Annotated in this window: 21 protein-coding genes and 1 pseudogene; 14 read left to right on the top strand and 8 right to left on the bottom strand. The window is 65.2% G+C overall.

The genetic code is table 11. The annotated features are described in order from the left end of the window. Nucleotides 1-2: 2 nt before the first annotated feature. Complete coding sequence (locus F7R26_RS29915; RefSeq protein WP_150990637.1) at nucleotides 3-368, bottom strand: hypothetical protein; 366 nt, start codon at nucleotides 366-368, stop codon at nucleotides 3-5. A 381-nt stretch (nucleotides 369-749) separates the two neighbouring features. Between F7R26_RS29915 and F7R26_RS29910 the strand changes: the two genes are divergently transcribed. The 3 genes from F7R26_RS29910 (at nucleotide 750) to F7R26_RS29900 (ending at nucleotide 3,852) form a co-directional block, all read left to right on the top strand. Next, a complete protein-coding gene (locus F7R26_RS29910) occupies nucleotides 750-1,661 on the top strand; it encodes a LysR family transcriptional regulator (RefSeq protein WP_150990738.1) in 912 nt (303 codons plus the stop codon). A gap of 152 nt (nucleotides 1,662-1,813) precedes the next feature. After that, complete coding sequence (locus tag F7R26_RS29905; RefSeq protein WP_206702530.1) at nucleotides 1,814-2,512, top strand: DUF4286 family protein; 699 nt, start codon at nucleotides 1,814-1,816, stop codon at nucleotides 2,510-2,512. A gap of 80 nt (nucleotides 2,513-2,592) precedes the next feature. Beyond that, on the top strand, nucleotides 2,593-3,852 hold the full coding sequence (locus F7R26_RS29900) for an MFS transporter (RefSeq protein ID WP_206702571.1): 1,260 nt from the start codon (nucleotides 2,593-2,595) through the stop codon (nucleotides 3,850-3,852). 5 nt (nucleotides 3,853-3,857) lie between these two features. Here the strand turns inward: F7R26_RS29900 and F7R26_RS29895 are convergent, their stop codons facing one another. Further along, a complete protein-coding gene (locus tag F7R26_RS29895; RefSeq protein WP_150990734.1) occupies nucleotides 3,858-4,568 on the bottom strand; it encodes a GntR family transcriptional regulator in 711 nt (236 codons plus the stop codon). 551 nt (nucleotides 4,569-5,119) lie between these two features. Between F7R26_RS29895 and F7R26_RS29890 the strand changes: the two genes are divergently transcribed. Genes F7R26_RS29890 through F7R26_RS29865 form a run of 6 tightly spaced genes read left to right on the top strand, consistent with a single transcriptional unit; the run spans nucleotide 5,120 to nucleotide 10,529 of the window. Further along, entirely contained in the window at nucleotides 5,120-7,105 is a 1,986-nt protein-coding gene (locus F7R26_RS29890) for a zinc-dependent metalloprotease family protein (RefSeq protein WP_150990633.1), read from the top strand. Beyond that, a complete protein-coding gene (locus F7R26_RS29885) occupies nucleotides 7,060-8,034 on the top strand; it encodes a hypothetical protein (RefSeq protein WP_150990631.1) in 975 nt (324 codons plus the stop codon). Before F7R26_RS29890 ends, F7R26_RS29885 begins: the two co-directional genes overlap by 46 nt. Before the next feature lie 5 nt (nucleotides 8,035-8,039). Then, nucleotides 8,040-9,158 carry a hypothetical protein gene (locus F7R26_RS29880; protein ID WP_193692179.1) on the top strand — a complete coding sequence of 373 codons (1,119 nt, stop codon included), beginning with the start codon at nucleotides 8,040-8,042 and terminating at the stop codon, nucleotides 9,156-9,158. A gap of 5 nt (nucleotides 9,159-9,163) precedes the next feature. Then, entirely contained in the window at nucleotides 9,164-9,673 is a 510-nt protein-coding gene (locus F7R26_RS29875) for a hypothetical protein (protein WP_150989532.1), read from the top strand. Beyond that, complete coding sequence (locus F7R26_RS29870) at nucleotides 9,660-10,193, top strand: PoNe immunity protein domain-containing protein (RefSeq protein WP_150989530.1); 534 nt, start codon at nucleotides 9,660-9,662, stop codon at nucleotides 10,191-10,193. Before F7R26_RS29875 ends, F7R26_RS29870 begins: the two co-directional genes overlap by 14 nt. A 42-nt stretch (nucleotides 10,194-10,235) precedes the next feature. Then, nucleotides 10,236-10,529, top strand: a complete 294-nt coding sequence (locus F7R26_RS29865; RefSeq protein ID WP_241754580.1) for a hemagglutinin repeat-containing protein — start codon at nucleotides 10,236-10,238, stop codon at nucleotides 10,527-10,529. Nucleotides 10,530-10,560: 31 nt separating this feature from the next. Here F7R26_RS29865 and F7R26_RS29860 read toward each other — a convergent pair whose 3' ends face one another. Beyond that, complete coding sequence (locus tag F7R26_RS29860; protein ID WP_241754579.1) at nucleotides 10,561-11,532, bottom strand: tripartite tricarboxylate transporter substrate-binding protein; 972 nt, start codon at nucleotides 11,530-11,532, stop codon at nucleotides 10,561-10,563. Nucleotides 11,533-11,761: 229 nt separating this feature from the next. On the opposite strand from F7R26_RS29860, the gene F7R26_RS29855 reads away from it, so the two are divergent. Both F7R26_RS29855 and F7R26_RS29850 read left to right on the top strand, forming a co-directional pair. Next, nucleotides 11,762-12,490 (top strand): GntR family transcriptional regulator, encoded by a 729-nt coding sequence (locus F7R26_RS29855; protein WP_150989527.1) that lies wholly within the window; start codon nucleotides 11,762-11,764, stop codon nucleotides 12,488-12,490. Between the two features lie 132 nt (nucleotides 12,491-12,622). Further along, nucleotides 12,623-14,116 carry a fumarate hydratase gene (locus tag F7R26_RS29850; RefSeq protein ID WP_150989524.1) on the top strand — a complete coding sequence of 498 codons (1,494 nt, stop codon included), beginning with the start codon at nucleotides 12,623-12,625 and terminating at the stop codon, nucleotides 14,114-14,116. A 21-nt stretch (nucleotides 14,117-14,137) separates the two neighbouring features. On the opposite strand, the gene F7R26_RS29845 is transcribed toward F7R26_RS29850, so the two are convergent. Next, nucleotides 14,138-14,365 carry a DUF3820 family protein gene (locus tag F7R26_RS29845; protein ID WP_150989522.1) on the bottom strand — a complete coding sequence of 76 codons (228 nt, stop codon included), beginning with the start codon at nucleotides 14,363-14,365 and terminating at the stop codon, nucleotides 14,138-14,140. A 126-nt stretch (nucleotides 14,366-14,491) separates the two neighbouring features. Between F7R26_RS29845 and F7R26_RS29840 the strand changes: the two genes are divergently transcribed. Then, a complete protein-coding gene (locus F7R26_RS29840; RefSeq protein ID WP_150989520.1) occupies nucleotides 14,492-14,956 on the top strand; it encodes a DUF2127 domain-containing protein in 465 nt (154 codons plus the stop codon). Here the strand turns inward: F7R26_RS29840 and rrtA are convergent. From rrtA to F7R26_RS29825, 3 genes are all read right to left on the bottom strand, one after another. Then, nucleotides 14,931-15,530 carry a rhombosortase gene (gene rrtA, locus F7R26_RS29835; RefSeq protein WP_150989517.1) on the bottom strand — a complete coding sequence of 200 codons (600 nt, stop codon included), beginning with the start codon at nucleotides 15,528-15,530 and terminating at the stop codon, nucleotides 14,931-14,933. The genes F7R26_RS29840 and rrtA overlap by 26 nt on opposite strands. Before the next feature lies 1 nt (nucleotide 15,531). Next, a complete protein-coding gene (locus F7R26_RS29830) occupies nucleotides 15,532-18,015 on the bottom strand; it encodes an ExeM/NucH family extracellular endonuclease (RefSeq protein ID WP_150989514.1) in 2,484 nt (827 codons plus the stop codon). Nucleotides 18,016-18,149: 134 nt separating this feature from the next. Further along, nucleotides 18,150-20,246: an ExeM/NucH family extracellular endonuclease gene (locus F7R26_RS29825; RefSeq protein ID WP_150989511.1), complete on the bottom strand. Its 2,097-nt coding sequence runs from the start codon at nucleotides 20,244-20,246 to the stop codon at nucleotides 18,150-18,152. A 162-nt stretch (nucleotides 20,247-20,408) separates the two neighbouring features. On the opposite strand from F7R26_RS29825, the gene F7R26_RS29820 reads away from it, so the two are divergent. Next, the gene (locus F7R26_RS29820) at nucleotides 20,409-21,032 is read left to right on the top strand and encodes an HAD-IA family hydrolase (protein ID WP_150989509.1); all 624 of its coding nucleotides are present in this window, start codon (nucleotides 20,409-20,411) and stop codon (nucleotides 21,030-21,032) included. 77 nt (nucleotides 21,033-21,109) lie between these two features. Continuing rightward, nucleotides 21,110-21,742 (top strand): CDP-alcohol phosphatidyltransferase family protein, encoded by a 633-nt coding sequence (locus F7R26_RS29815; RefSeq protein WP_150989506.1) that lies wholly within the window; start codon nucleotides 21,110-21,112, stop codon nucleotides 21,740-21,742. 52 nt (nucleotides 21,743-21,794) lie between these two features. Here F7R26_RS29815 and F7R26_RS29810 read toward each other — a convergent pair. Further along, nucleotides 21,795-21,959, bottom strand: a pseudogene (locus tag F7R26_RS29810) (aldehyde dehydrogenase family protein); the annotation flags it as partial. Nucleotides 21,960-22,012 lie beyond the last annotated feature (53 nt).

The following is a 22,012-nucleotide window of genomic DNA, read 5'->3' as shown; positions in this document are numbered from 1 at the left end:
GCTCAGGGACCGCGCCGAGCCAGCGGATTGTCGGGGCCGGGCACAGGCAGCGCGCGCTGCGCGTCGCAGGCACGCAGGGTATAGCTGTGCGTGGCGTCCGGCCCGCCGACGATCTGCAGGCCTTCGCGCAGCAGCCAGGCCCGGATCTGGGCCTCGGTGGCTTCCGGGTGAAACTGTGCGTGCAGGTTGCCGCCGCCGTCGCTGTGCGCCGGCAGTGGGGCGTTGCCGCTGTTGTTGCGTCCCACCAGCAGGCCGAATTGCAGCACCGCCAGCGTGGCGGCAACGAGGGCAAAGGGCTTGACCCAGCGAGCGCCGTTGGCGGTTTCGGCGGGCGGTGGTTGCGGGGTGGGACGTTGCCTTGGTTTCATCTCGTCCGTTTTGCTGCTGTTGCTGTTGCTGGCGACGCGGCATTGTAGCGTTTGGGGGTGATCAATAAAGCCCACGCTGGCGGGGAATACGGCCGGCGCCCGGCACTGGCTTGTGCGCGCTCGGCTTCAGCGAGCGCCACCCTTCGTCAGAGGGGGCTTGCCGCAGCCGGAAGGCATGAAAGCAAGCTAGGGAATCCCACTACAGCACTGGCGTGGATATTGCATAAAAATCCGCTGTTAATTCTGTGAAATTTCACAAGGCGGACAAAATGCAAGTAGCGAGGCTGGCCAGCCCTGGCCGGGAGACGATTTGAGGCGCCGCGCGCACTGCGGTGGGTGCTATGAGTGCCGCAGGGGCGGTGCATGCGAAGGCCCAGCGCCATGAACACGCGCTTTGTCGAAGCCTTCATGTGGGTAGCGCGGCTAGGCAGCTTTCGTGCGGCGGCCGAGAAGCTGCACATCACCCAGGCGGCCATGTCCAATCGCATTGCCTCGCTGGAGCAGGAGATTGGCGCGCGCGTGTTCGAGCGCGAGGCGCGGGACCTGCGGCTCACGCCGGTGGGATTGCGCCTGCTTGGCTACGGCGAGCGGCTGCTGGAGTTGCAGCGGGAGATCATGGTGCTGGGGCGCTCCGGCCACGAACTGCTGGGGCTGGTGCGCATCGGCGCCATCGAGAGCGTGGTGCATACCTGGCTGGTCGACTTCCTGCGGCACCTGCAATCATCCTATCCGGGCATCGAGGTGCAGATCACCTCCGAGACCACCGAAGGGCTGCACAAGACCTTGCGCGCCGGCGGCATCGATATCGCCTTGCAGACGGACCCCGCTGTGGGCGAGGGCATCACCAGCACGCCGTGCCTGCCGATGGCGATCGGGTGGGTCGGGCCACCCGGCGCGGGGCAGCCCGATGAAGGGAAACTGGCCACGTTGCTGCAGCACCCGACCATCACCATGAGCCCGGGATCGCAGCCGCACGTGGCGCTCAAGGAGCTGTACCGCAAGGCCGGGCTGCCCGTTGGCAAGGTGCACTGCGTGAGCTCCATCGCGGCCATCGTGCGGCTGGTGAAGGCGGGCTTTGGCAACGCGCTGATGCCGCTGGCGCCGGTGCGTGAAGAGGTGGAGCGCGGTGAGCTGCGCGTGATCTGTTGCGATGTGCCGCTGCCGCACCAACGGCTGGTAGTAAGCCATCTCGACCATGCGGCGTCGGAGGCGATTCGCCTGGTGGCGGAGCTGGCCTGCCGCGAATCGGATCGCTTCGTGCGTTCGCTGCCTGCACCGTTTGCGCCAGAGTGAAGCACGGCCGCGCGCCAGGCTGGTGCGCGAACGTAGCCGGATCGAACAGAAAAACTGATCGGAAACACGAAGAAAAACCCGTTTGTCGCGCGCGGCGATCGCGCCGATCATCCTCTCACCGCTTTGTATTGGCGTGGCAACCGGAGAGTTTGATGAGCGAGATGTTTGCGACCGAAAGTTTGGAGACAGCGCGCGCGGCAGGCATGGCCCCGCAGGGCATGCTGTTTGTCGCGTCGAATGTGGATGCGGCCGACGAGGCCGATTTCAATCAATGGTACGACCGCGAGCACGTGGAAGAGCGCGCCCGCATCGAAGGCTTCATCTCCGCCGCACGCTATGAAGCCGTGCAGGGCGGCCCCAAGTATCTCGGCCTGTATCGCACCGAGTCGCTCGGTGCCTTCACCTCGGCGGCCTACAAGGCGGCCTTTCGCCGCCAGACGCCGTGGTCGGTGGCCAACCTGGACCGCATGCGCCAGCCGATGCGCCGCGTGAGCGAAGTCACCGCCACGGTCGGGCAGGGCAGCGGCAGCTGGATTGCCGTGTTGCCGCTGGCCAAGCCGGAAGATCCGCTGGCACTGATCGACCTGGCGGGCGAGGTTGGCGGGCAACTGTCCGCGCAGCCAGGCTTTGTCCAGTCCTACCTGCTGATGCCCGACGCCGAGCTAAGCCAGCCGCTGCCCAAGGAGAGCCTGACCGACCGGCAACTGCTGCCCATCCTGGTGATCGAGAGCAGCGCCGAAGCCGCGAGCGAGCAGGCACTGCAGGAAGCGGCAAAGCGCCTGGGCGCATCGATGCAGCAGGCCGCACGCTACGCGTTGAAATGGAAGCTCTTCTCCGGGGAGGTGGCGTGATGACCAACGCAAGCACGATTTCCGCCACGCAGGGCGCCGCGGGCACGCTCGATGCGGCCACCCACGCCGCCAAGCCCAGGATGGGCCGGCTGGCCGCGGCCAGCACCATCGGCACCACGCTGGAGTGGTACGACTTCACCGTCTACAACCTGATGGCCGCGCTGGTGTTCAACGCGGTTTTCTTCCCGTCGTTCGATCCGCTCACGGGCACGATCCTGGCGTTTTCCACCTATGCGGTGGGCTATGTCTCGCGCCCGCTTGGCGGCGTGCTGTTCGGGCATCTGGGCGACAAGCTCGGCCGGCGCTTCGTGCTGGTCGCCACGCTGATCCTGATGGGCGTGGCCACGGGCCTGATGGGCGTGCTGCCCACCTACATGTCGTGGGGCATCTGGAGCCCGATCCTGCTGGTGGCGCTGCGCTTCGCGCAAGGCGCGGCGATCGGCGGCGAATGGGCTGGCGCGGTCTTGCTGTCGATGGAGCACGGCGAGCAGCACCAGCGCGGGCGCAATGCATCGTTTACGCAGGTGGGGCCGTCGTGCGGCACGCTGCTGGGCACCGGCTTTATCGCCGTGGTGTCGCTGTGGCTGAGCCCGGAGGATTTCCAGGCGTGGGGCTGGCGCATTCCGTTCCTGTCGAGCGTGCTGCTGGTGCTGTTCGGGCTGTGGCTGCGCAAGGGCGTTGAGGAAACTCCGCTGTTCAAGGAGATGGAAGCGCGCAAGAGCACGGCCAAGACGCCGATCAAGGAAGTGCTCGTGGATCACTGGCGGCGCCTGCTGGTGGCCGGCGGCGTGCGCATCGGCTCCGACGTGCTCTATGCGCTGGTGGTGGTCTTCACGCTGACTTACGTGACCAGCGTGCTGCACCTGTCCCGGCCGCTGGCGCTGACGGCGACCATGATCGGCGCGGCGTGCAACGCCATCGCGGTGCCCCTGTTCGGCAGCCTGTCGGACAAGCTCGGCCGCCGCCCGGTGTATATCGCAGGGGCCTTGCTGGCCGTGGTGTGGGCCTTTGTGTTCTTCCGCCTGATGGACAGCGCGCAGCCGCTGCAGATCTGCGCCGCGGTGGTGGTTGGGCTGATCATCCACGCCATGATGTATGGCCCGCAGGCAGCCTTCGTGACCGAGCAGTTCCCCACGCGGGTGCGCTACGCCGGGTCATCGCTGGCCTATACGCTGGCGGGCATCGTGGGCGGTGGCTTTGCGCCGCTGATCATCGCCAGCCTGTACAAGTCGTACGGCTCGACGCTGGCGATCTCGCTGTATGTCAGCGCCGCCGTGGCGCTGACGCTGGTGGCGCTGCTGGTGGCGCGGGAAACCGCGAAGAAGCCGCTCGAAAGCTGATTCGGCTAGCCTTCGAGCGCCGTCGTGAAGACCGTTTCGCGGCGGCCCTGCAGCAGCGCCTGGCGAAAGGAGAGCACATGGGCCGTGACCGCGCTGGCCGCTGCCGCGCCGTCGCCCTCGCGCAGCGCCTTCAGGATGGCGCGGTGCTCGGCGCCGACCTCGGCCAGGTGCCCTTCGGACGACAGCGAAATGGCCCAGAAGCGCTGCGAGCGCGCGTGCAGCACCTTGAGGATCTCGATCAGGATCGGGTTGCCCGAGACCTGCGCGATTTCCTCGTGGAACAGGCGGTCCAGGTTGGTCACCTCGGGCAGGTTGCGCTGCGCCACGGCGTCTTCCACCTGGCTCAGCAGGCTTTCGAGCTTGTGCAGGCCGGCGGCGGTGATGCGCTCGGCGGCCAGCCTGGCGCACAGCGTTTCGTTGGCCAGGCGCACGTCGATCAGGTGCAGCGCATCGTCGATGGACAGTGGCGAGACCACCACGCCCTTGCGCGGCAGGATCTGGACCAGCCCCTCGTTGGCCAGCCGGTGCAGCGCCTGGTTGATGGGCGTGCGGCCAAGGTCAAGATCTTCAACCAGGGTGGAGATGTTGAGATGCTCGCCGGGGCGGTAGACCAGCGTGGTCAGCCGCTCCCGCAGGCCGGTATAGGCCAGCTCATTCTGCGACGGTTCTTCGGTCCTGGCCCGGGCGCGCGATGTGCCGGCGCTACGGCGATCCACTGATGGCAAAACTCTCTCCCGACAACACGGCAACGCGTGCAAGGGCGATATCGTACTACCAAAAGCAGGCGCGAACGCTTGGGCCTTGTGCTCACTGCGCCTGGCGGTGACGACAACGTCTTTCCAGGTGGATTTGCCGGCGCCCGTGGCGATAACCCTTGCCAGCGCGTTTTCTCGCTCCCACGCCCCGCCACTGCCAAGCCAATCCAAAATCTCCGTAATTTTCGCATTGCTGCGAATTGTCTGGGTTCAATTCCGGAATAGTCTCATAGACGTCCCGTTTCCAAGTCGATAGGGTTGTGAAGCTAAATTCATCGGAGTAGCGGATTTTTTTCGGAAGCCCAAGTCACGCAAGTTAACCTGGTTTTTGTCGCATTGTGTCAGGAGTGCAGCGAGGGCGCCGGACATCAAGGAGCTTACCTGCACGGGTACCGCATTACGCGCGCCGGTGGCAGCCTCATTGAAGGCGTAACCAATGCGCGCGGCGAGACTGCGCTCAAGCTAGCCGAGTTCGGCGAAACCGTAAAGATTGAAATTCTATAAGACCGCTTATGGCAACCCATTCCACACATCCTTCGCAAATGCCGCCTGCATCGTATCCGGAATTGACCCTCAAGCCGGGCGGCGCGGTGTGCAAGGTGGCGATACCGCTGCGCCCATTGCGCATCTATTTCCAGCTGTTCCCGGGTATCTCCCGGACTGAAGCCGAGCGCGGGCTGGCCGGCCTCAGCTACAAACTGCGCATCCCTGGACAAACGGATAGCGAAGGCACGACGGAGGCCAACGGCAAGATTCTCTTGCCGGGCCTGCAACCTGGCATCACAGGCGAACTGGAGATTCTTGGCACGCTGATCCAGTTGACCGCGCGTGACTACAGCGATGACGAGAAGACCGACAGCACAACGACGATGGGCATCCAGGGTGCCAAGCGTCGCCTGATGGTGCTGGGTTACTACGACAAGCCTTATCGGTCCGTACGGCCCGGGCAAGTGGCTGTGTCGCAGATTCCCGATGACAAGTTGGACCACATCGAAATCGAGGACGCGATCCTGCGCTTTCAGGTGGACAGCGGCATCGAGCCCAATGGCGAAATTGAGCGGCACGAACTCGCTGGCAGCAAGATCGATCCGTCGCAGGCGTTTGGCTTTCACCGCGACCTCACTGGCTCGAACGTCAAGCAGTTTCACCCCGACTTCGTCGCCAAGCTGGCAGCGGGCGGCGGCAGCGCCCCTCCGGGCACCATGGAGCCATGTACCGTCCCGCCTCTGCCACGACCGAAAGACAAAGGCACAGTCGGATCTGCCACGCCGGGACCGTCGCCAAAACCGCTGGCACGTGAAATCTACGATGGACACCGGTTTGTACCGGTGCGTTTCGTGCGGTACAACGAATCGACCACCTTTCATCCGGGCAGGCCCGAACTGGACGAGCGCGGCTACCGGGAACATGACGGGCCCATCGTGAGCCTGATGGCTGGGCAGAGAATTGACCTGTTGCTGCTGCGCCTGCATGTCGGGGCGAGCGTGCCGCTGAGCTTCGTCAGTACGGATGAGAGCACGGTCAAGATCAGTCATGTGACGGGTGACTTGATCGAGTTGACGGGAATCGCTGGTCTGCGCAACAAAGCGGAAGGAACGACCGCTGCAATTGAAGTGCGCTATGGCAGTCCCAGCGGGCCGCTATTGCACACCCTGGCAGTGCAGGTCTACGACCCCATCAACGTTGCCGTGGCGGTGCATTTTGTGTCTATTGGGCAGGCCGGCCAGCCGGAGATCCCACGGATTCCTCCGTCACTTCAGCGTCCAAAGCTTGAACCCATCTTCAACAAGATCAATGACATCTGGCGGGCAGCGGGGATTCGCTTTGAGGTCAAGCAATGGCTGAATGACACCATCGACTTGACGCAGGCAGGGGCGATGACCGTCAAGCCTGCCAAAAACGGGCAACCCGCAGTGAACGAGTTCCCCGCGGTGACCAGTCTGAATCGCAAGGCGAGGCATCTGAACATGTATGTGGTGGAATCCACAATCGGTAGTGGCATTGGCTGGGGGCTTTGCAATACCGCCCTGGTGGCCGCCGAGCAGATGCATGGCGGCCAGCCTTCCAGTCAGGATCAGCTCATCCAGACGTTCGCCCACGAGATCGGACATTTTCTCGGACTATGGCACCCCGCAACGCATAACCCCAAGGGGGACGATGTTCACGTGCAAATTCAAGGCGGGGATGAACGCCACAACCTGGAGGATTTCTGGTCTCGCCGGATGCTGATGTATGTCTATACCGGTTTGAACGGCATCGGTCCACTGGACGCCAATACCCGGCAACGAGGACGGCAACAGGATGTTGGCAATGGCTGGCATGTGGGCGGCAAGATGCTGTGCTGCAAGACGGTGCCGAAGATTGTGTCCTCCCCGGAGTATTCCGAAATTGTCACGACACGCGGGATCGCACTACTCAATAAGTCTGAATCGTCAACGGAGAAGAAAACGGCATGGTCACCACCGTCCGACAACGCTGGGCAAGGCGTCTTTGCCTGAGCCTGCTGCTTGCCAGCACCATTGCATTGCCACAAACATGGGCTGCGCAAGATCAAGTCATACAGGAGCAAACGAATATGCCTAGCCTGGCAAAAATGATCGACCACGAGCAGTGGGATGAAGCTTATGCCTATGTTCGCCTACAACAGAATGCCATCGTGCCGGAAGTCCGCGCTATCGTGAGCGATCCAAGAACGAGCAGTACCGCGATGGAAATTGCCTACGGCTTTCTGCGGAAAGTTCCCACGCTTGAATCGGCAACGCTACTGGCGCAAGGCTTTAGTCAAGGAGGCGGTCAAGCAAGCGTACTTGGCCTGATCGAGAACCCTCGTCCCGAGGTTTACCCAATTCTGAAGGGGCAGATGCGACCACCTGCAAAAGAAGGCGACAGGGATCTCCTGCTCACGATGGCGCAGATCCCCGTGCCACCGGAGCAGCGCATCGCCGATCTGAAGCCCTATCTGGCGGCAAAAAACTACGGGGTGCGCGTCGGCGCGGTCTTCGGCCTCGCGCTGCTGGACGACCCCGGCAGTATGGAACTGATGACGCGTGCGCTGAGTGCAGGTAACCGCGACAGGAAAAGGGACCCACTCATGATCTTCTATCAGTTCCGCGCCTGGCGCACGCCGAAGTTCGTGCCGGTGCTGATTCCCGTGCTGAACGACCCGATGGAGATCAAGGATATCGGACTGCGCCGCTATAACGCGGATGGCAGCGAATCGGCCATGACGCCGGAAGAACGGCGCTATCTACGCGCCCGCGACTACGCGCTGAACATCCTTGTCAAGACGCTGAACATCGACGTGCCGTTCAAGATCGAGGAGGACGTGACCTATTCCAAGGAGCAGCGCGAGTTGGTCAAGCAGAAGCTGCGTGACTTGGGCTACACGGTGACCGATGAGCCCTACGCGGTCACGACCGGCGTGTAAGCAAGATGGCCGACATGGACCCGCAAGGCGTCCCCTCGCCCGAGCCGGCTAACAAACCGGCAGCCGGTAACGATTCGCAGCCGACGCGAGCCGAAGGCGTCAAGCCGACGCCGCGCTGGATTCCGCCGCCGCGAACTCTTGAGCAGCGTATGGGCACCACCGTCCGACAACGCTGGGCAAGGCGTCTTTGCCTGAGCCTGCTGCTTGCCAGCACCATTGCATTGCCACAAACATGGGCTGCGCAAGATCAAGTCAACCAGGAGCAAACGAATATGCCTAGCCTGGCACAAATGATTGATCACGAGCAGTGGGATGACGCTTATGCCTATGTTCGTCGACAACAGAATGCCATCGTGCCGGAAGTCCGCGCCATCGTGAGCGACCCAAGGACGAGCGGTACCGCAATGGAAATTGCCTACGGTTTTCTGCGGAAGGTTCCCACGCTTGAATCGGCGACGCTACTGGCGCAAGGCTTGGGAAAAGGGGGCGGTCGAACAAGCGTATTTGGCTTGATAGAGAACCCTCGTCCTGAGGTCTATCCCATTCTCAAAGCAAAGCTCCAATCTCCAAAGGAGGAGGAAAACGAGAACCTCCTGCTCACGATGGCGCAAATCCCCGTGCCACCGGAGCAGCGCATCGCCGACATGAAGCCCTATGTGGGAGCAAAGGACTATGGAGTGCGGGTCGGCGCGGTCTTCGGCCTCGCGCTGCTGGACGACCCCGGCAGTATGGAGTTGATGGCACGCGCCCTAGGCTCGGGGGTTCGCGGCAAGAAGGAAGTCCCACTCATGATCTTCTATCAGTTCCGCGCCTGGCGCACGCCGAAATTTGTGCCAGTGCTGATTCCCGTGCTGAACGACCCGATGGAAATCAAGGATATCGGACTGCGCCGCTATAACGCGGATGGCAGCGAATCGGCCATGACACCCGAAGAACTGCGCTATCTACGCGCCCGCGACTACGCGCTGAACATCCTTGTCAAGACGCTGAACATCGACGTGCCGTTCAAGATCGAGGAGGACGTGACTTATTCCAAGGAGCAGCGCGAGCTGGTCAAGCAGAAGCTGCGCGACTTGGGCTACACGGTGACCGATGAGCCCTACGCGGTCACGACCGGCGTGTAAGCAAGATGGCCGACATGGACTCACAAGGCATCCCCTCGCCCGAGCCGGCTAACAAACCGGCAGCCGGTAACGATTCGCAGCCGACGCCTCGCTGGATTCCGCCGCCGCGAACTGTTGAGCAGCGTATGGGCACCACCGTCCGACAACGCTGGGCAAGGCGTCTTTGCCTGAGCCTGCTGCTTGCCAGCACCATTGCATTGCCACAAACATGGGCTGCGCAAGATCAAGTCAACCAGGAGCAAACGAATATGCCTAGCCTGGCACAAATGATCGACCACGAGCAGTGGGATGAAGCTTATGCCTATGTTCGCCGGCAACAGAATGCCATCGTGCCGGAAATCCGCGCTATCGCGGATGACCCAAACACAAGCAGCACCACGAGGTACATTGCCTATAGCTTTCTGCGAAAGGTGCCTACGCTGGAATCAGCACTTTTGTTGGCGCACGGGCTGGGAGAGGGCGGTAGAGACAACAGCGTATTCGGCCTGATCGAAAACCCCCGTGCCGAGGTCTAACCGATTCTCAAGGCAAAGTTGCAATCACCAAAAGAGGAAGAAAACAAAAACCTTCTATGCACTGCTTGATCGGGTCATAGCGACACGACAGTTAGATCGCAAGATCGGAACGAAAGTCTGCCAAGCAAGTCCTTATGCCAGATTGTTGAAAGCCATTGAGGCACCGCCGAGTAAACAGGCCAACCTCTTGAGAGAGTTCGTACAGCATTGGTATGAGGAATTGCATCGCTCACCAGAAAGGCCAGGGCTGTCAGGAGCTACCGCAGTATATGATCGTCCGTATTGGTACACTCTGGGAGACAAACAACTGGAAGACAGTGGATATTTTGGGCGCTGGTGCATTGAGGCTGTTGCTGTCGCCAAGGCATTCGGTATAGGCGATAGCCTCTGCCTTGACCATCCCAACTACCCCGGCGATTTGCTGATGGATGGTCGCAGCCCTCGGTATCCTGATGCGGTAGCTGCAGACCAGCCAAGTGCTCCTGCGCGAGGGTGGTTGCAGCACCTGCTCGGCAAGTGAGCTGTAGTTGTGTGGCCGTGTATCGGTCAGGATGGAGTGGCCTTGGACATTACCGCCAATGCCAGTGGCTCCAGGGGCAAAGGCGTCACCTGGAGCAACACCCGCGTCAATGCTGGCGAGCGCTTGACCCTGGAGTCCAGTGGCGACACCACCCTGCGCGGCGCGCTCGCCGGCGGCAAGCAGGTGGTGGCCGGCGTCGGAGGCAACCTCAACATTGAGAGCTTGCAGGACACCAGGCCCTTCAAGGGCGAGGACCAACGCCTCGGCGGCAACGCAGAATGGACTGGTCACCACGGGACCTACGCCGTTAGATGCCGGAATGGTCACCATTGTTGAACTCGACTTGATCGAGTGCGCCGAGCCGCCATCAATCGAGCTTGATGTCCGCCGCTGTGATCACGGCCTTCCACTTGGCCACTTCGGCCGCGGTGTGCTGGTTTAGCGCGGCGGGTTTGTAGGCGGCGTCCGGCAGCAGCTGGATGCCCTGGTCGGCCAGCTTCTTCGCAAACTCCGGGTCGGCGATGGCCTTGGCGAACGCGGCGTAATTGCGGGCGATAACGTCCTTGGGCGTGCCCTGTGGCGCATACAGGCCGTACCAGGTGGATGCCTCGAAGTTCGGCACCACGGTTTCCGCCACGGTGGGCACGCCGGGGAACTGCGGCACGCGCAGCTTCGCCGTCTGCGCGACGGCGACGACCTTACCGCCCTTGACCTGCGGCAGGGCAGTGTTGGTCTGGTCGAACATGCCATCCACCTGCCCGCCCATCACGTCCGTCAGGGCCGGGCCGGCGCCTTTGTAGGAGACCGGGGTCACCTTGATCCTGGCCTGTTGGGCGAACATGGCGGCGACCAGATGCGAGGTGGAACCCACACCGGCGTTGCCGAAGTTGAGCTTGCCCGGATTGGCGCTGGCAAAGGCGACCAGGTCCTGCACGGTCTTGAACTTCGAGTTCGCGCCGACCAACAGCACCAGCGGCGTATCGGGGAAGCGGAACACGCCCTCGAAGTCCTTGGCCGGGTCGTACGACAGCTTCTTGTACAGCGACGGCGCCGCGGCCATATAGCCCATATGTCCGACCAGGAAGGTGTAGCTATCGGGCGTGGCCTTCGCCGCCTTGCCCGCGCCGATGGTGCCGCCGGCGCCGGCCTGGTTCTCGATCAGCACCGGCTGGCCCAGATCGCGCCCGACGCGGTCCGCGATATTGCGGGCAAGCGCATCGGTCGGGCCGCCGGCCGCGAAGGGCACGATCCACGTGATCGGGCGAGCGGGGTAGCTTTGCGCCAGCGCACTGGTGGACAGGGCTAACAGGGCCAGGGTGGCGCCCAGGTGCTTGGTCATTGTTGTCTCCATCATCAAGGTGGTTTTGGTTGTCTTGATCGGTTGTTTGAGATGATCGGTACTGCTTATATGTACATATAGTTCATATGTTTAAACATATTATAGGGGTGTGGCACTCGAGCGTCAACCCGGATCCGCATCTCGTTTACCCTTTGCGCTTGGCTTGCGGGCCGCCAGGCGCTAGCATTTGCTACGCCTCAGGCACATCGATCGATCATTCAGGGAACCCATGGAGCCACGCCACGCCGAGTTGACCAAGGCACTTATTCACGACATCACGAGCGGGGTCTATCCGGTCGGGTCAAGCCTGCCGGGCGAGCTGGAGCTGGCCGAGAAGCACGGCGTCAGCCGGGGCACCGTGCGGGTGGCGCTGATGCGCATCCAGGAGCTAGGCTTGGTCTCGCGTAAAAAGCGCGCCGGCACCCGGGTGGAAGCCGCCGCGCCGCGCAGCAGCGAGTACACGCCCAAGCTCTCCACCATCGACGAACTGGTGCAATACGGCGCCGCGACGCAGCGCGTGATCCACGGCGCGCGCGAGATCGTGCTGGACATCGAGCTGGCCACCCGGCTAGGCTGCCCGCCGGGCTCGCGCTGGCTGCATATCGAGACCTCGCGTACCAATCCCGAAGCGCCATCGCATCCGTTGTCATGGTCCGATGTCTACGTGATGGCGGCGGACGGCGCCAAGATCCGCAAGCTGCTCAAGACAGATCCCGGCCTGATCAGCGAACTGGTTGGCAAGACCACCGGGCGCCTGGTCAAGGAAGTGCGCCAGACCGTGCGGGCAGTGGGCGTGCCCGCTGCGCTCGCGCAGGTGCTTGGCACCGCGCCCGATGCGCATGCGCTGGAATTCGTGCGGCGGTATTTCGACCAGTCGGACCGGTTGTTCGAAGTGGTGGTGAGCCTGCATCCGGCCGATCGCTTCACGTATTCGACGGTGCTGCAGCGTCAGGGCTGAGCTTTCGCCAGCCCGGGGATCGTCTGGAGACGGGTGGCCAAGGGGTTTGCTTTCCGGTGGCGGGACGTGTCATTATGTATAGACATAATTGATTCGCGCAGCTGCTGTTCCGCCTGCTGCGCCCACCCCGCCATGACCGTGATCTTCCAGGAAGACGTCGTCGACACCATTGCCGACGCGCTGCAGTACGTCAGCTACTACCATCCCGCCGATTTCGTGCAGGCGCTCAAGCGCGCCTTTGCCGCCGAGCCCGCTGGCGCGGCGCGTGATGCCATCGAGCAGTTGCTGGTCAACAGCCGCATGAGCGCCGAGGCGCACCGGCCGATCTGCCAGGACACCGGTGTGGCGCAGGTTTTCATGACCGTGGGCATGGACGTGCGCTTTGCGGCGCGCGATGGCGCAGCAAAGCTGTCCGTGCAGCAGATGGTGGACGCCGCCGTGCGCCGGGGCTACACGCATAGCGCCAATCCGCTGCGCGCCACCATGGTTGGCTCGGCCCTGGGCGAGCGGCGCAACACCGGCGACAACACCCCGGGCTTCCTGCAACTGGAACTGGTGCCCGGCAACACCATCAAGATGACGGTGGTGGCCAAGGGCGGCGGCGGCGACGTCAAGGCAAAGTTCGCCACACTCAATCCAAGCGATTCGCTGGTCGACTGGATCCTCGCCGCCATCCCGCAGATGGGCGCCGGCTGGTGCCCGCCCGGCGTGCTTGGCGTTGGGGTGGGCGGCACGCCGGAGCAGGCCATGCTCGCGGCCAAGCACGCGTTGTTCAGCCCCATCGATATCCATGCGCTGCGCGACAAGGGGCCCGCGAACGACACCGAGCGGCTGCGGCTGGAACTGTTCGAGCGCATCAACGCGCTCGGCATCGGTGCACAGGGGCTGGGCGGGCTGGCCACCGTGCTGGATGTCAAGGTGGCCGCGCTGCCGTGTCACGCTGCGACGCTGCCGGTGGCGCTGATTCCCAATTGCGCGGCCACGCGCTTTGTCACGGTGGAGCTGGATGGCTCAGGTCCCGCGCGGCTCGAGCCACCGCCTGCCGATACCTGGGATGGCATTCCCGCCGCGTTGACCGCCAAGCCGGGGCGCGTGGTCGACCTGGACAATCTGGATGCCGCGGAGGTGGCGCAATGGCAGGTTGGCGAGACTTTGCGGCTGCGCGGCCGCCTGCTGACGGCGCGCGATGCCGCGCATAGACGACTGGTAGCCATGCTGGACGCGGGCGAGCCGCTGCCGGTGCCGCTGCGCAATCGCGCGATCTATTACGTGGGGCCGGTCGATCCCGTTGGCGACGAAGCGGTGGGGCCGGCAGGGCCTACCACGGCTACGCGCATGGACAAGTTCGTGCCGCAGTTGCTGGAGCAGGCGGGCCTGCTGGTGATGATTGGCAAGGCCGAGCGCGGGCCAGTGGCCATCGAGGCCATCCGCCGCCGCGGTGCGGCCTACCTGATCGCGGTGGGTGGCGCGGCCTACCTGATCTCCCGGGCGATCCGCAAGGCACGCGTGCTGGCCTTCGCGGAACTGGGAATGGAGGCTATCCATGAGTTCGAGGTGGAGGACATGCCTGCCACGGTGGCGGTGGATGCCACAGGGCGGTCGATTCATCGGATCGTCGCGGGCTGAGGCCCGCTGCGCTCCGGCGGTCTAAGTCCCGGGCCGATAGCGCCCGCGCAGCGGATCCAGCAGGCTGGTCAGGCCGTTGTGGTCGAGTTCGTGCATCAGGGCCAGCAACTGGCCGATCTCGCCCGGTGGAAAGCCCTCGCGCGCGAACCAGTTCAGGTAGGTGCCCGGCAGGCTGGCGATGACGCGGCCCTTGTACTTGCCGTAGGGCATGGTGCGGGTGAGCAGGAGTGGCAGGTGTTCGGGATTCATGGAGCGACCTCAGGCGGGCCTCGGATGGCGCCGGCAGGGGATGTTACCAGCGCGCCGCGCCCGGTTTGCCGCCGCCCGCCGCGCCGGGGTACGATCCTGACCTTACCGCTGACGAGGACAAGCAAGATGGCAAAGCAAGGCACAGGCGCTGGCCTGAAAGGCATCGCCCTGTTCGAGGCCGCCAAGGGGGTGCTGGTGATCCTGGCGGGGCTGGGCCTGGTTGCGCTGCTGCACCGGGACGCGCAGGCGCTGGCCGAGGCCATTGTCGCCCGCCTGCACCTGAACCCGGGGAGCCGCTACCCGACCATTTTCCTGTCGCTGATGGCCCATCCGAGTGACGCGCGCCTGTGGGCCATTGGCGGATCCGCCGCGACGTACGCAGCCATGCGCCTCACGGAGGCCTACGGCCTTTGGCGTCAGCGTGTGTGGGCGAAATGGCTGGGTGTGTGGTCGGGCGCGGTCTACATTCCGGTGGAACTGTACGAGGCGGTGGTGCATCCCAGCGCGATTCACATCGGGCTGGCCATCGCCAATGTACTGATCGTGGTCTACCTGGCCAACAGCATCAGGCGCAATCCGGCCAGCGCCTAGCCATCGCAGGCGTCTCCCGGCGTGGCCAGGCCAGCCATGCGCCAGCGGCCAGGCCGTACAGGTGGGCGCTGGCCACGACCGGGCCGCCCAGCCACGCGCCTGCGTCCTCGGCGGGCCCCGCCAGGATCTGCCAGCCTGCGCGCGCCGCCAGCGCGAGCAGCAGCATCGCCGCAAGGCCATCGCAGCGGGCCCGCGGTAGCAGGGCGACCATGGCAAGCCCGTAGTTGATGCCGGAGAAGCCCGCATAGCGGAGCAACTCCGGCTCGCCGCCTAGCAGCAGCAATCCTGTCATGGCCGCTAACGGCGGCACCACCTGCCAGGCGCGCATGCGCGCCGGCAGGATTGCCGCCAGCATCAGCAGGCCCGCCACGTTGAGCAGGCAATGCGTCCAGCCGAGATGCACGAAATGGCAGCTCAGCAGGCGCCAGGCCTGGCCCGCGAACATGGCCTCGCGGTCAAAGCGCAGGGCCTGCATCAGCGCAGGCCCGGCAGCCTGGAGCGCGACCAGCGCCAGCGCCAGCAGCAGCCACCCGACAGCGGCGCGCCGCCTGCCACCGTGCGTGTCAGCGTGCATTTCAGCGGCGCGCAACGCCGCCTGCAATGCCGCCTGCCAAGCGGCGCCATGCCGCTGCGGCCAGGGCGCCGGCCAGAACCAGCAGCATCCACGTGTCCGCCGCGCCGGTCCCGGTGTCGCCGCCCTGGCTGGCGGTGGCGCCACCGGCACTGCCCTTGCCCGCACCCGCTTGCTCACCCTCCGGCGCAAGGCTGTCGTCGCGCAGTGCGAGGTCCACCAGCACCGGGTCGTGATCGGACGAACGGTAGGCATCCGGCGCGTAGAACGACGTTTGCTGATCCGCGCTCTTGAAGGCCACCGAGTACTCCAGGGCAATGGGCTCATCCGCATTGATGTGCCACTCGCCGACCGCGCGGATGCGGCTCGCGGCGGCGTCATTGGCCAGCGCGTGGTCGATGTAGCCGGCCTCGCCGCCAAAGACATAGCTATAGGCACCGGCCCCGACGAAGCGCGCCACCATGTCGGCGTAGCCCTTGTCGGCAAAGAGACGGATCGGGTCTTCCTTGGCGTAGCTGTTGAGGTCGCCGATCAGCAGCTTGCCGTCATCCGCGACGCCGGTGGGCGAGGTGGCAAGCCAGTCGGCGATCTTGCCGGCAGCGGCGAGGCGGGTCGGGTTCCAGCAGCTCTGGCCATCGCCCTGGTCGGCGTCGGCGCCCGTGGATCCGGTGCAGCCCTTGGACTTGAGATGGTTGACCACCACCGTGAGCTTGCGGGACTGGCCCGGCAGGCGGAAGGTGCGGGCCAGCGGCTGGCGGTTCTTGTCGTCGATGGCCAGCGTGGCAGGCACGCCCACGGGCTCCACGGTGCGGCTGTTGTAGATCAGGGCGACCTTGATGGCGTCGCCGCCGAGCTTGTCCACGCCCGGGTCGACAAAACGCCAGTCCGCACCGAGCTTGCCGACCAGCCGCTGGATGGCGCTGAATTCGCCGTAGCCATCGTTCTCGATTTCCATCAGGCCAACGACATCGGCATTCAGCGCTTTGAGGGCGGCCACGATCTTGGCTTCCTGGCGCTCGAACTCGGCCAGCGTCTTGGCGCCGCGATTGTTCGGGTCGTCGAAGCCCGCGCCCTTGCCGTCGCCATTGAAATAGTTCAGCACGTTGAACGAGGCCACCCGGATATCGGACTGGGCCGCGCGTGCCGGCGCGCTGGTGCGCGGATTTGCCGTGGCCTGGAAGGCAGGGGCGGGCGCGCCGGGCACGGTCTGCAGGCGCCAGCTGCCAAAGCGCATTTCCAGCACCCCCTGCACATTGCTGACGGTGTAGCCGCCGCGCAGCGTGTTGGCCGCGCTCAGGCCCGGCGCGGGGAACGGCACGACCGCCGGGTTCTGCTTGTTCGAGCCGTCGTCGAGCACCAGGCGGTTCAGTGCGTTGGCCGCGGCCTGCGCGGCCGCGCCGGCCTTGGGCAGCGCCACATTGGTCGGCAGCGGCAGGCGGCCGTTGCTCAGCAGCACGCTGCCGTAGCGGCCCAGTTCATAGGTCTCGCTGACAGTGAGGGTTTGCGGCAGCCGCACCAGCATGCCCTCGAAGGCAGCCAGCGATTGCGCGGTCTGCGCGGGCAGCGTGACCACCGCGGGCGTGACGGTCTGGCCGTTGCCGCAAACCGCCACGGTGCTGGCGAGCGCCAGCTGCGTCTGGCCGAATTTCTCCTCGACCTTGCCAACCAGGTGGACCAGGTCGCCGGCACGTGCACTGGTCGAGGGGGCGTACACGAATAGTCCTTCGGACACGCCGGGACGGTTCTGGCGCTGGGCATCCGCCTGCTGGACGAAAAAGCCGCCGAAGCCATCCGTGCCGGGATAGTCGGCCGTCACCACCGCCTCTACCTCGACCGTCTGCCCGGCCAGCGGCGAGGTGGCGCCAGCGCCCTGGATATCGGCGATCAACGTGGCCGCGGCGCCGCACTGCGCGGTGGCCGGCGGCAATGGCGCCGGTGCGTTGTTGTAGTAGCCAAGGTCGGCGAAGGCATCCGTGCCGAAGCCGTCCCACTGCAGCGCCGGATCGAAGGCCCCGGTGCTGTCGGTGTCGCCGGTGACCAGCCCGGCCTTGCGGCGCAAGGTGTTGTCCTTGGTGGAGGAGGCGCCGGAGCCCCAGGCGCCGCCGGCAGGCTGCACGCCGACCTGCCCGAAACGGTCGATCACGGTGCCCGCGCGCGTCAGTACCAGTGCGTCGTCGCCGTTGAAGGTAAATGCGATGACCTGGTTCAGGCGGCTGCCGAGTGTGGCCGCCATGCTGGTATGCGCCATCACGTAGACCGCGCCGGGGGCCAGTGTGCCGCTGAGCGTGAACGTGCTGGTGGGCGCCGTGGCGCCGTTGTTGTATTGCTGCAGCTTGTATTGCGACAGGTCGATCGCGGTAGCATCCGGGTTATACAGTTCGACGGCCTTGTTGTTGGAGGTGCCTTCCACGACTTCGCTGATGATCAGGTCGGCATGAGCGGGCAGGGCGATGGCAAGCAGGGCGGCACTAAGGACGGACAGGCGCATGTGGGGCGGCTCGATGGGTTGGGTTTTGCAAAGTCCGTGATGCTATTGAGCGCAGGTGACAGGGGCATGAATGGCTGGCATACATTTGCCCTATTCGCCCCGGCCGCCCAGGCCGCCCCGGAGCAGCGCGCGGCTCACGCCCGCCAGCGCGGCAGGACGCGGCGCACAAACCAGTGCCACGCGGTGAGCGCCACGGCGCCCCCCAACGCCCAGAGCAGCCAGGGATCGGTGGCGCCAGCGCCGGCCTGCGCTTTGTCGATGGTGTCCTTGCTGGCATTCGCGCCGGTGCCACCGCTGGTGCCATTGTGAGCGCTCGTACTTCCCGCGCTACCGTCTGCGCCCGCTGCGCCGCCCGTGGCCACGCCATCGCCGCCCATGGCAAGGTCGACCACCAGCGGGTCGTGGTCGGAAGAGCGGTAAGCGTCGGGCGCATAGAAAGATTGCTGCTGCGCCTCGCTCTTGTGGGCCAGCGCATAGGACAGGGAAATCGGCTCGTCGGCGTTGATGTGCCAATGGCGGGCCGCGAGGGTGCGGCTCGCCGCCCCCGCATCGGCTAGCGCGTGGTCGATATAGCCGGCCTCGCCGCCAAAGACATAGCTGTAGGACAGGGTGCCGGCTTCGGCGAAGCGCGCGATCATGTCCGCATAGCCGCGCTGCGCCAGCAGGCGGATCGGGTCTTCCTGCGCGTAGCTGTTGAGGTCGCCAATCACCAGCTTGCCATCGTCGCGCACGCCGGTGGGCGAGGTGGCCAGCCAGTCGGCAATGCGGCTGGCCGCTGCCACGCGCGTGGGGTTCCAGCAGCTCTGGCCATCGCGCTGGTCCGCGTTGACGCCGCGGGCGTCGTTGCAGCGCTTGGACTTGAAATGGTTCACCACCACCGTAAGCCTGGCGGGATGGCCCGGCAGGCGGAAGGTGGCGGCCAGCGGCTGGCGGGTTCTCACGCCCAGCGCCAGGGTGGCCGGCGTGCCGACGGGTTCCACGGTACGGCTGTTGTAGACCAGTGCAACCTTGATGACGTCGTCGCCCAGTTGCTCCCGGCCAGGATGGATGAAGCGCCAGTCCGGACCGAGCTTGCCCGCAAGCCGGTGGATGGCGCTCAGCTCGCCATGGCCATTGTTTTCGATTTCCATCAGGCCGATCACGTCGGCATTCAGGCCTCGCAATGCGCTCAGGATCTTGGCTTCCTGGCGGGCGAACTCGGCTGGCGTCTTGGCGCCGCGGTTGCCGGGGTCATCGAAGCCCGCGCCGCGGCCGTCGCCGTTGAAGTAGTTCTCGACATTGAACGCCGCCACGCGCAAATCGGTGCGGGCGGCGCGCGCCGGGGCGCCGGCGCGTGGATTAGTGGGCTGGAACGCCGGTAGCGGCGCACCGGGGAGCGGCTGGATGCGCCAGGCGTTTGCGCGCCATTCCAGCACGCCCCGCACATTGGCGACGGTGTCCCCGCTGCGCAGTGTGTTCGATGCGCTCAGGCCCGGTGCGGGATGGATGACGCGCGGCGGGTTTTGCCGGCTGTAGCCGTCGTCCAGCACCAGGCGATTGAGCGCATTGGCGGCAGCCTGTGCGGCGGCGGCTTCCCCGGGCAAGGCCACGTTGGTGGGCAGCGGCGGGCGGCCGAGGCTGAGCACCACGCTGCCGTAGCGGCCGAGCTCGAAGGTCTCGCTGACGGTGAGGGTCTGCGGCAGCCGCACCAGCATGCCCTCATAGGCCGCCAGCGAGCCCGTGTGCGGCGTGGGCAGCGTGATGGTTTCCGGGGTGACCGCCTGGCCCGCCGCGCACACCGTGGCCGGGCCGGACAGCCTTAGCCGCATCTGGCCCGCGCGTTCCTCCACGGTGCCGAGCACGCGCACCAGATCGCCTGCCCGCGCAGCCGCGCGCGGCGCATGGACGAACATGCCCTCCGACACGCCCGGACGGCGCTGGCGCTGGGCGTCGGCCTGCTGCACGAAGAAGCCGCTGAGGCCGTCGGCGCCCGAGTAGTCGGCCGTGACCACCGCCTCCAGCGCGACCCTTCGCCCGATCGACGGCGTGCCCTCGCTTTCGTCCCGCAGGTTCGCGATCAGCGTGGCCGGCGCTCCGCATTGCGCGGTGGGAGGGGCCAGCAGCGCCCGTGCCTGGTCGCGATAGCCCGCGTCTGCATGGGCGGGCAAGGCAAAGCAGAGCCAGGCCAGGCAGGGTGGCAGGATGCGCGGCAGGCAGCCGTGCAGGAAAGGCTTTGGCAACAACAGGCGCATGGATGGGTCTCCAAGGTCTCGGCGCAATGTGGGTCCGGATGGACTGCTGATGCCAAGCGTAGAAGCCAGGGCCGGCTCGCGGATTGAGCCAATTCTCATATTGGCCGCGCCGCAGACTCTGCGAGAATGCAGCCTTGTCCTCAACGCAGCTGACGAGATACCGTGACTGTCCGTGCCGTAGTGTTCGATTTTGGTGGTGTGCTGTTCGACTGGAACCCGGAATACCTGTATCGCGAATTGATTCCGGATCCACAGGAGCGCGCCCGGTTCTTGTCGGAGGTGTGCTCGCCGGCGTGGAATATCCGCCAGGATGCCGGCAGGCCGCTGCACGAGGCCACCGAGTCCCTGGTGGCCCAGCATCCCGCGCAGGCCGGCCTGATCCGCGCATTCTATGGCCGCTGGCCGCAGATGCTGCGTGGCACGCTGGCCGACGGGGTGGCGCTGCTGCGGCGCCTGCACGACGCGCAGGTGCCGCTGTTCGGCCTGACCAACTGGTCCAGCGAAACCTATCCCCATGCAGAGCGCATCGGCGATTTCCTGTCATGGTTCCGCGATATCCTGGTGTCCGGCGAGGTTGGCGTGGCCAAGCCCGACCCGGCCATCTACCGGCTCATGCAGGCGCGCATCGATGCCAGCCTGCCGGGCATCGCGCCAGGTGAGCTGCTGTTCATCGACGACAACGCGGCCAATGTGACTGCGGCAACGGCGCTGGGCTGGCAGGCCGTGCATCACGCCAGTGCCGCGCAAACTGCAAGCGCGCTGCGCGCAGCGGGATTGCATTTCTAGCCAGACTAGCCCGATCGATTTTTCCGACCGTCCTTCCGACAGTCTTACGCGCAAAAAGGATTCAGGAGCCCGCCGCCATGGCATCCACACCCGAACGTCCCAAGCATTTCTCCATGATCCGCGAGTTGCATCTTGCCGATCTGTTCACACTGGGCAACGCCGCCTGCGGCATGGCATCGGTGTTTTTCGCCATGTTCTACATCGCTTCGGGCTCGCCGGCGCATTTCATGGCGGCGGCAGCGCTGGCGCCCGCGGCTTTCATTTTCGATGTGCTGGACGGGCGCATCGCGCGCTGGCGCCACCAGCATTCCGCGCTGGGCCGCGAGCTGGACTCGCTCGCCGACATCATTTCCTTCGGGGTTGGCCCGGCCACGCTGGCGTTTGCGGCGGGCATGCGCGGCGGCTGGGACATGGCGGCGCTGATCTATTTCGTTTGCTGCGGCGTGAGCCGGCTGGCACGCTTCAATGTCACCGCCGAGACCTTGTCCGAGGGCAGCGACAAGGTGGCGTATTTCGAGGGCACGCCGATTCCCACCAGCGTGCTGCTGACCGCCGCGCTGGCCTTCTGCGCGTGGCAGGGCCGGGTGGGCGATACGCTCTACGGCGGCGTGTGGTCGATCGGCCCTGCGGACCTGCATCCGCTAGCGCTGCTGTTCGTGCTCTCCGGTTCGCTGATGATCAGCAAGACCTTGCGCATCCCGAAGATGTAGTCCCGGGCAAGAATGCCAGCCCCGGCTCCGCGCCCGCGCCGCAGGTTGGCCACTATTGCCGCAGCGACAGCCAGATCGCCTTGGGCTCGGTGAAGTTGTCGATGGCAGCGTTGCCATGCTCCCGGCCCAGCCCCGAGTCGCCGGCCCCGCCCCGGGGCAGGCGCACGTCGGTGTGGCCACAGGTGTTGATCCACACGCCGGCCGCCAGGCTGAGCGCTGCCCTTGCCGGTGACAAATCGGGACCTCCGTGGCCGGATTGATATCGGTGGA

Source organism: Cupriavidus basilensis (assembly GCF_008801925.2).
Lineage (GTDB): Bacteria > Pseudomonadota > Gammaproteobacteria > Burkholderiales > Burkholderiaceae > Cupriavidus > Cupriavidus basilensis.
This window is presented reverse-complemented; position numbering and strand designations above follow the sequence as displayed.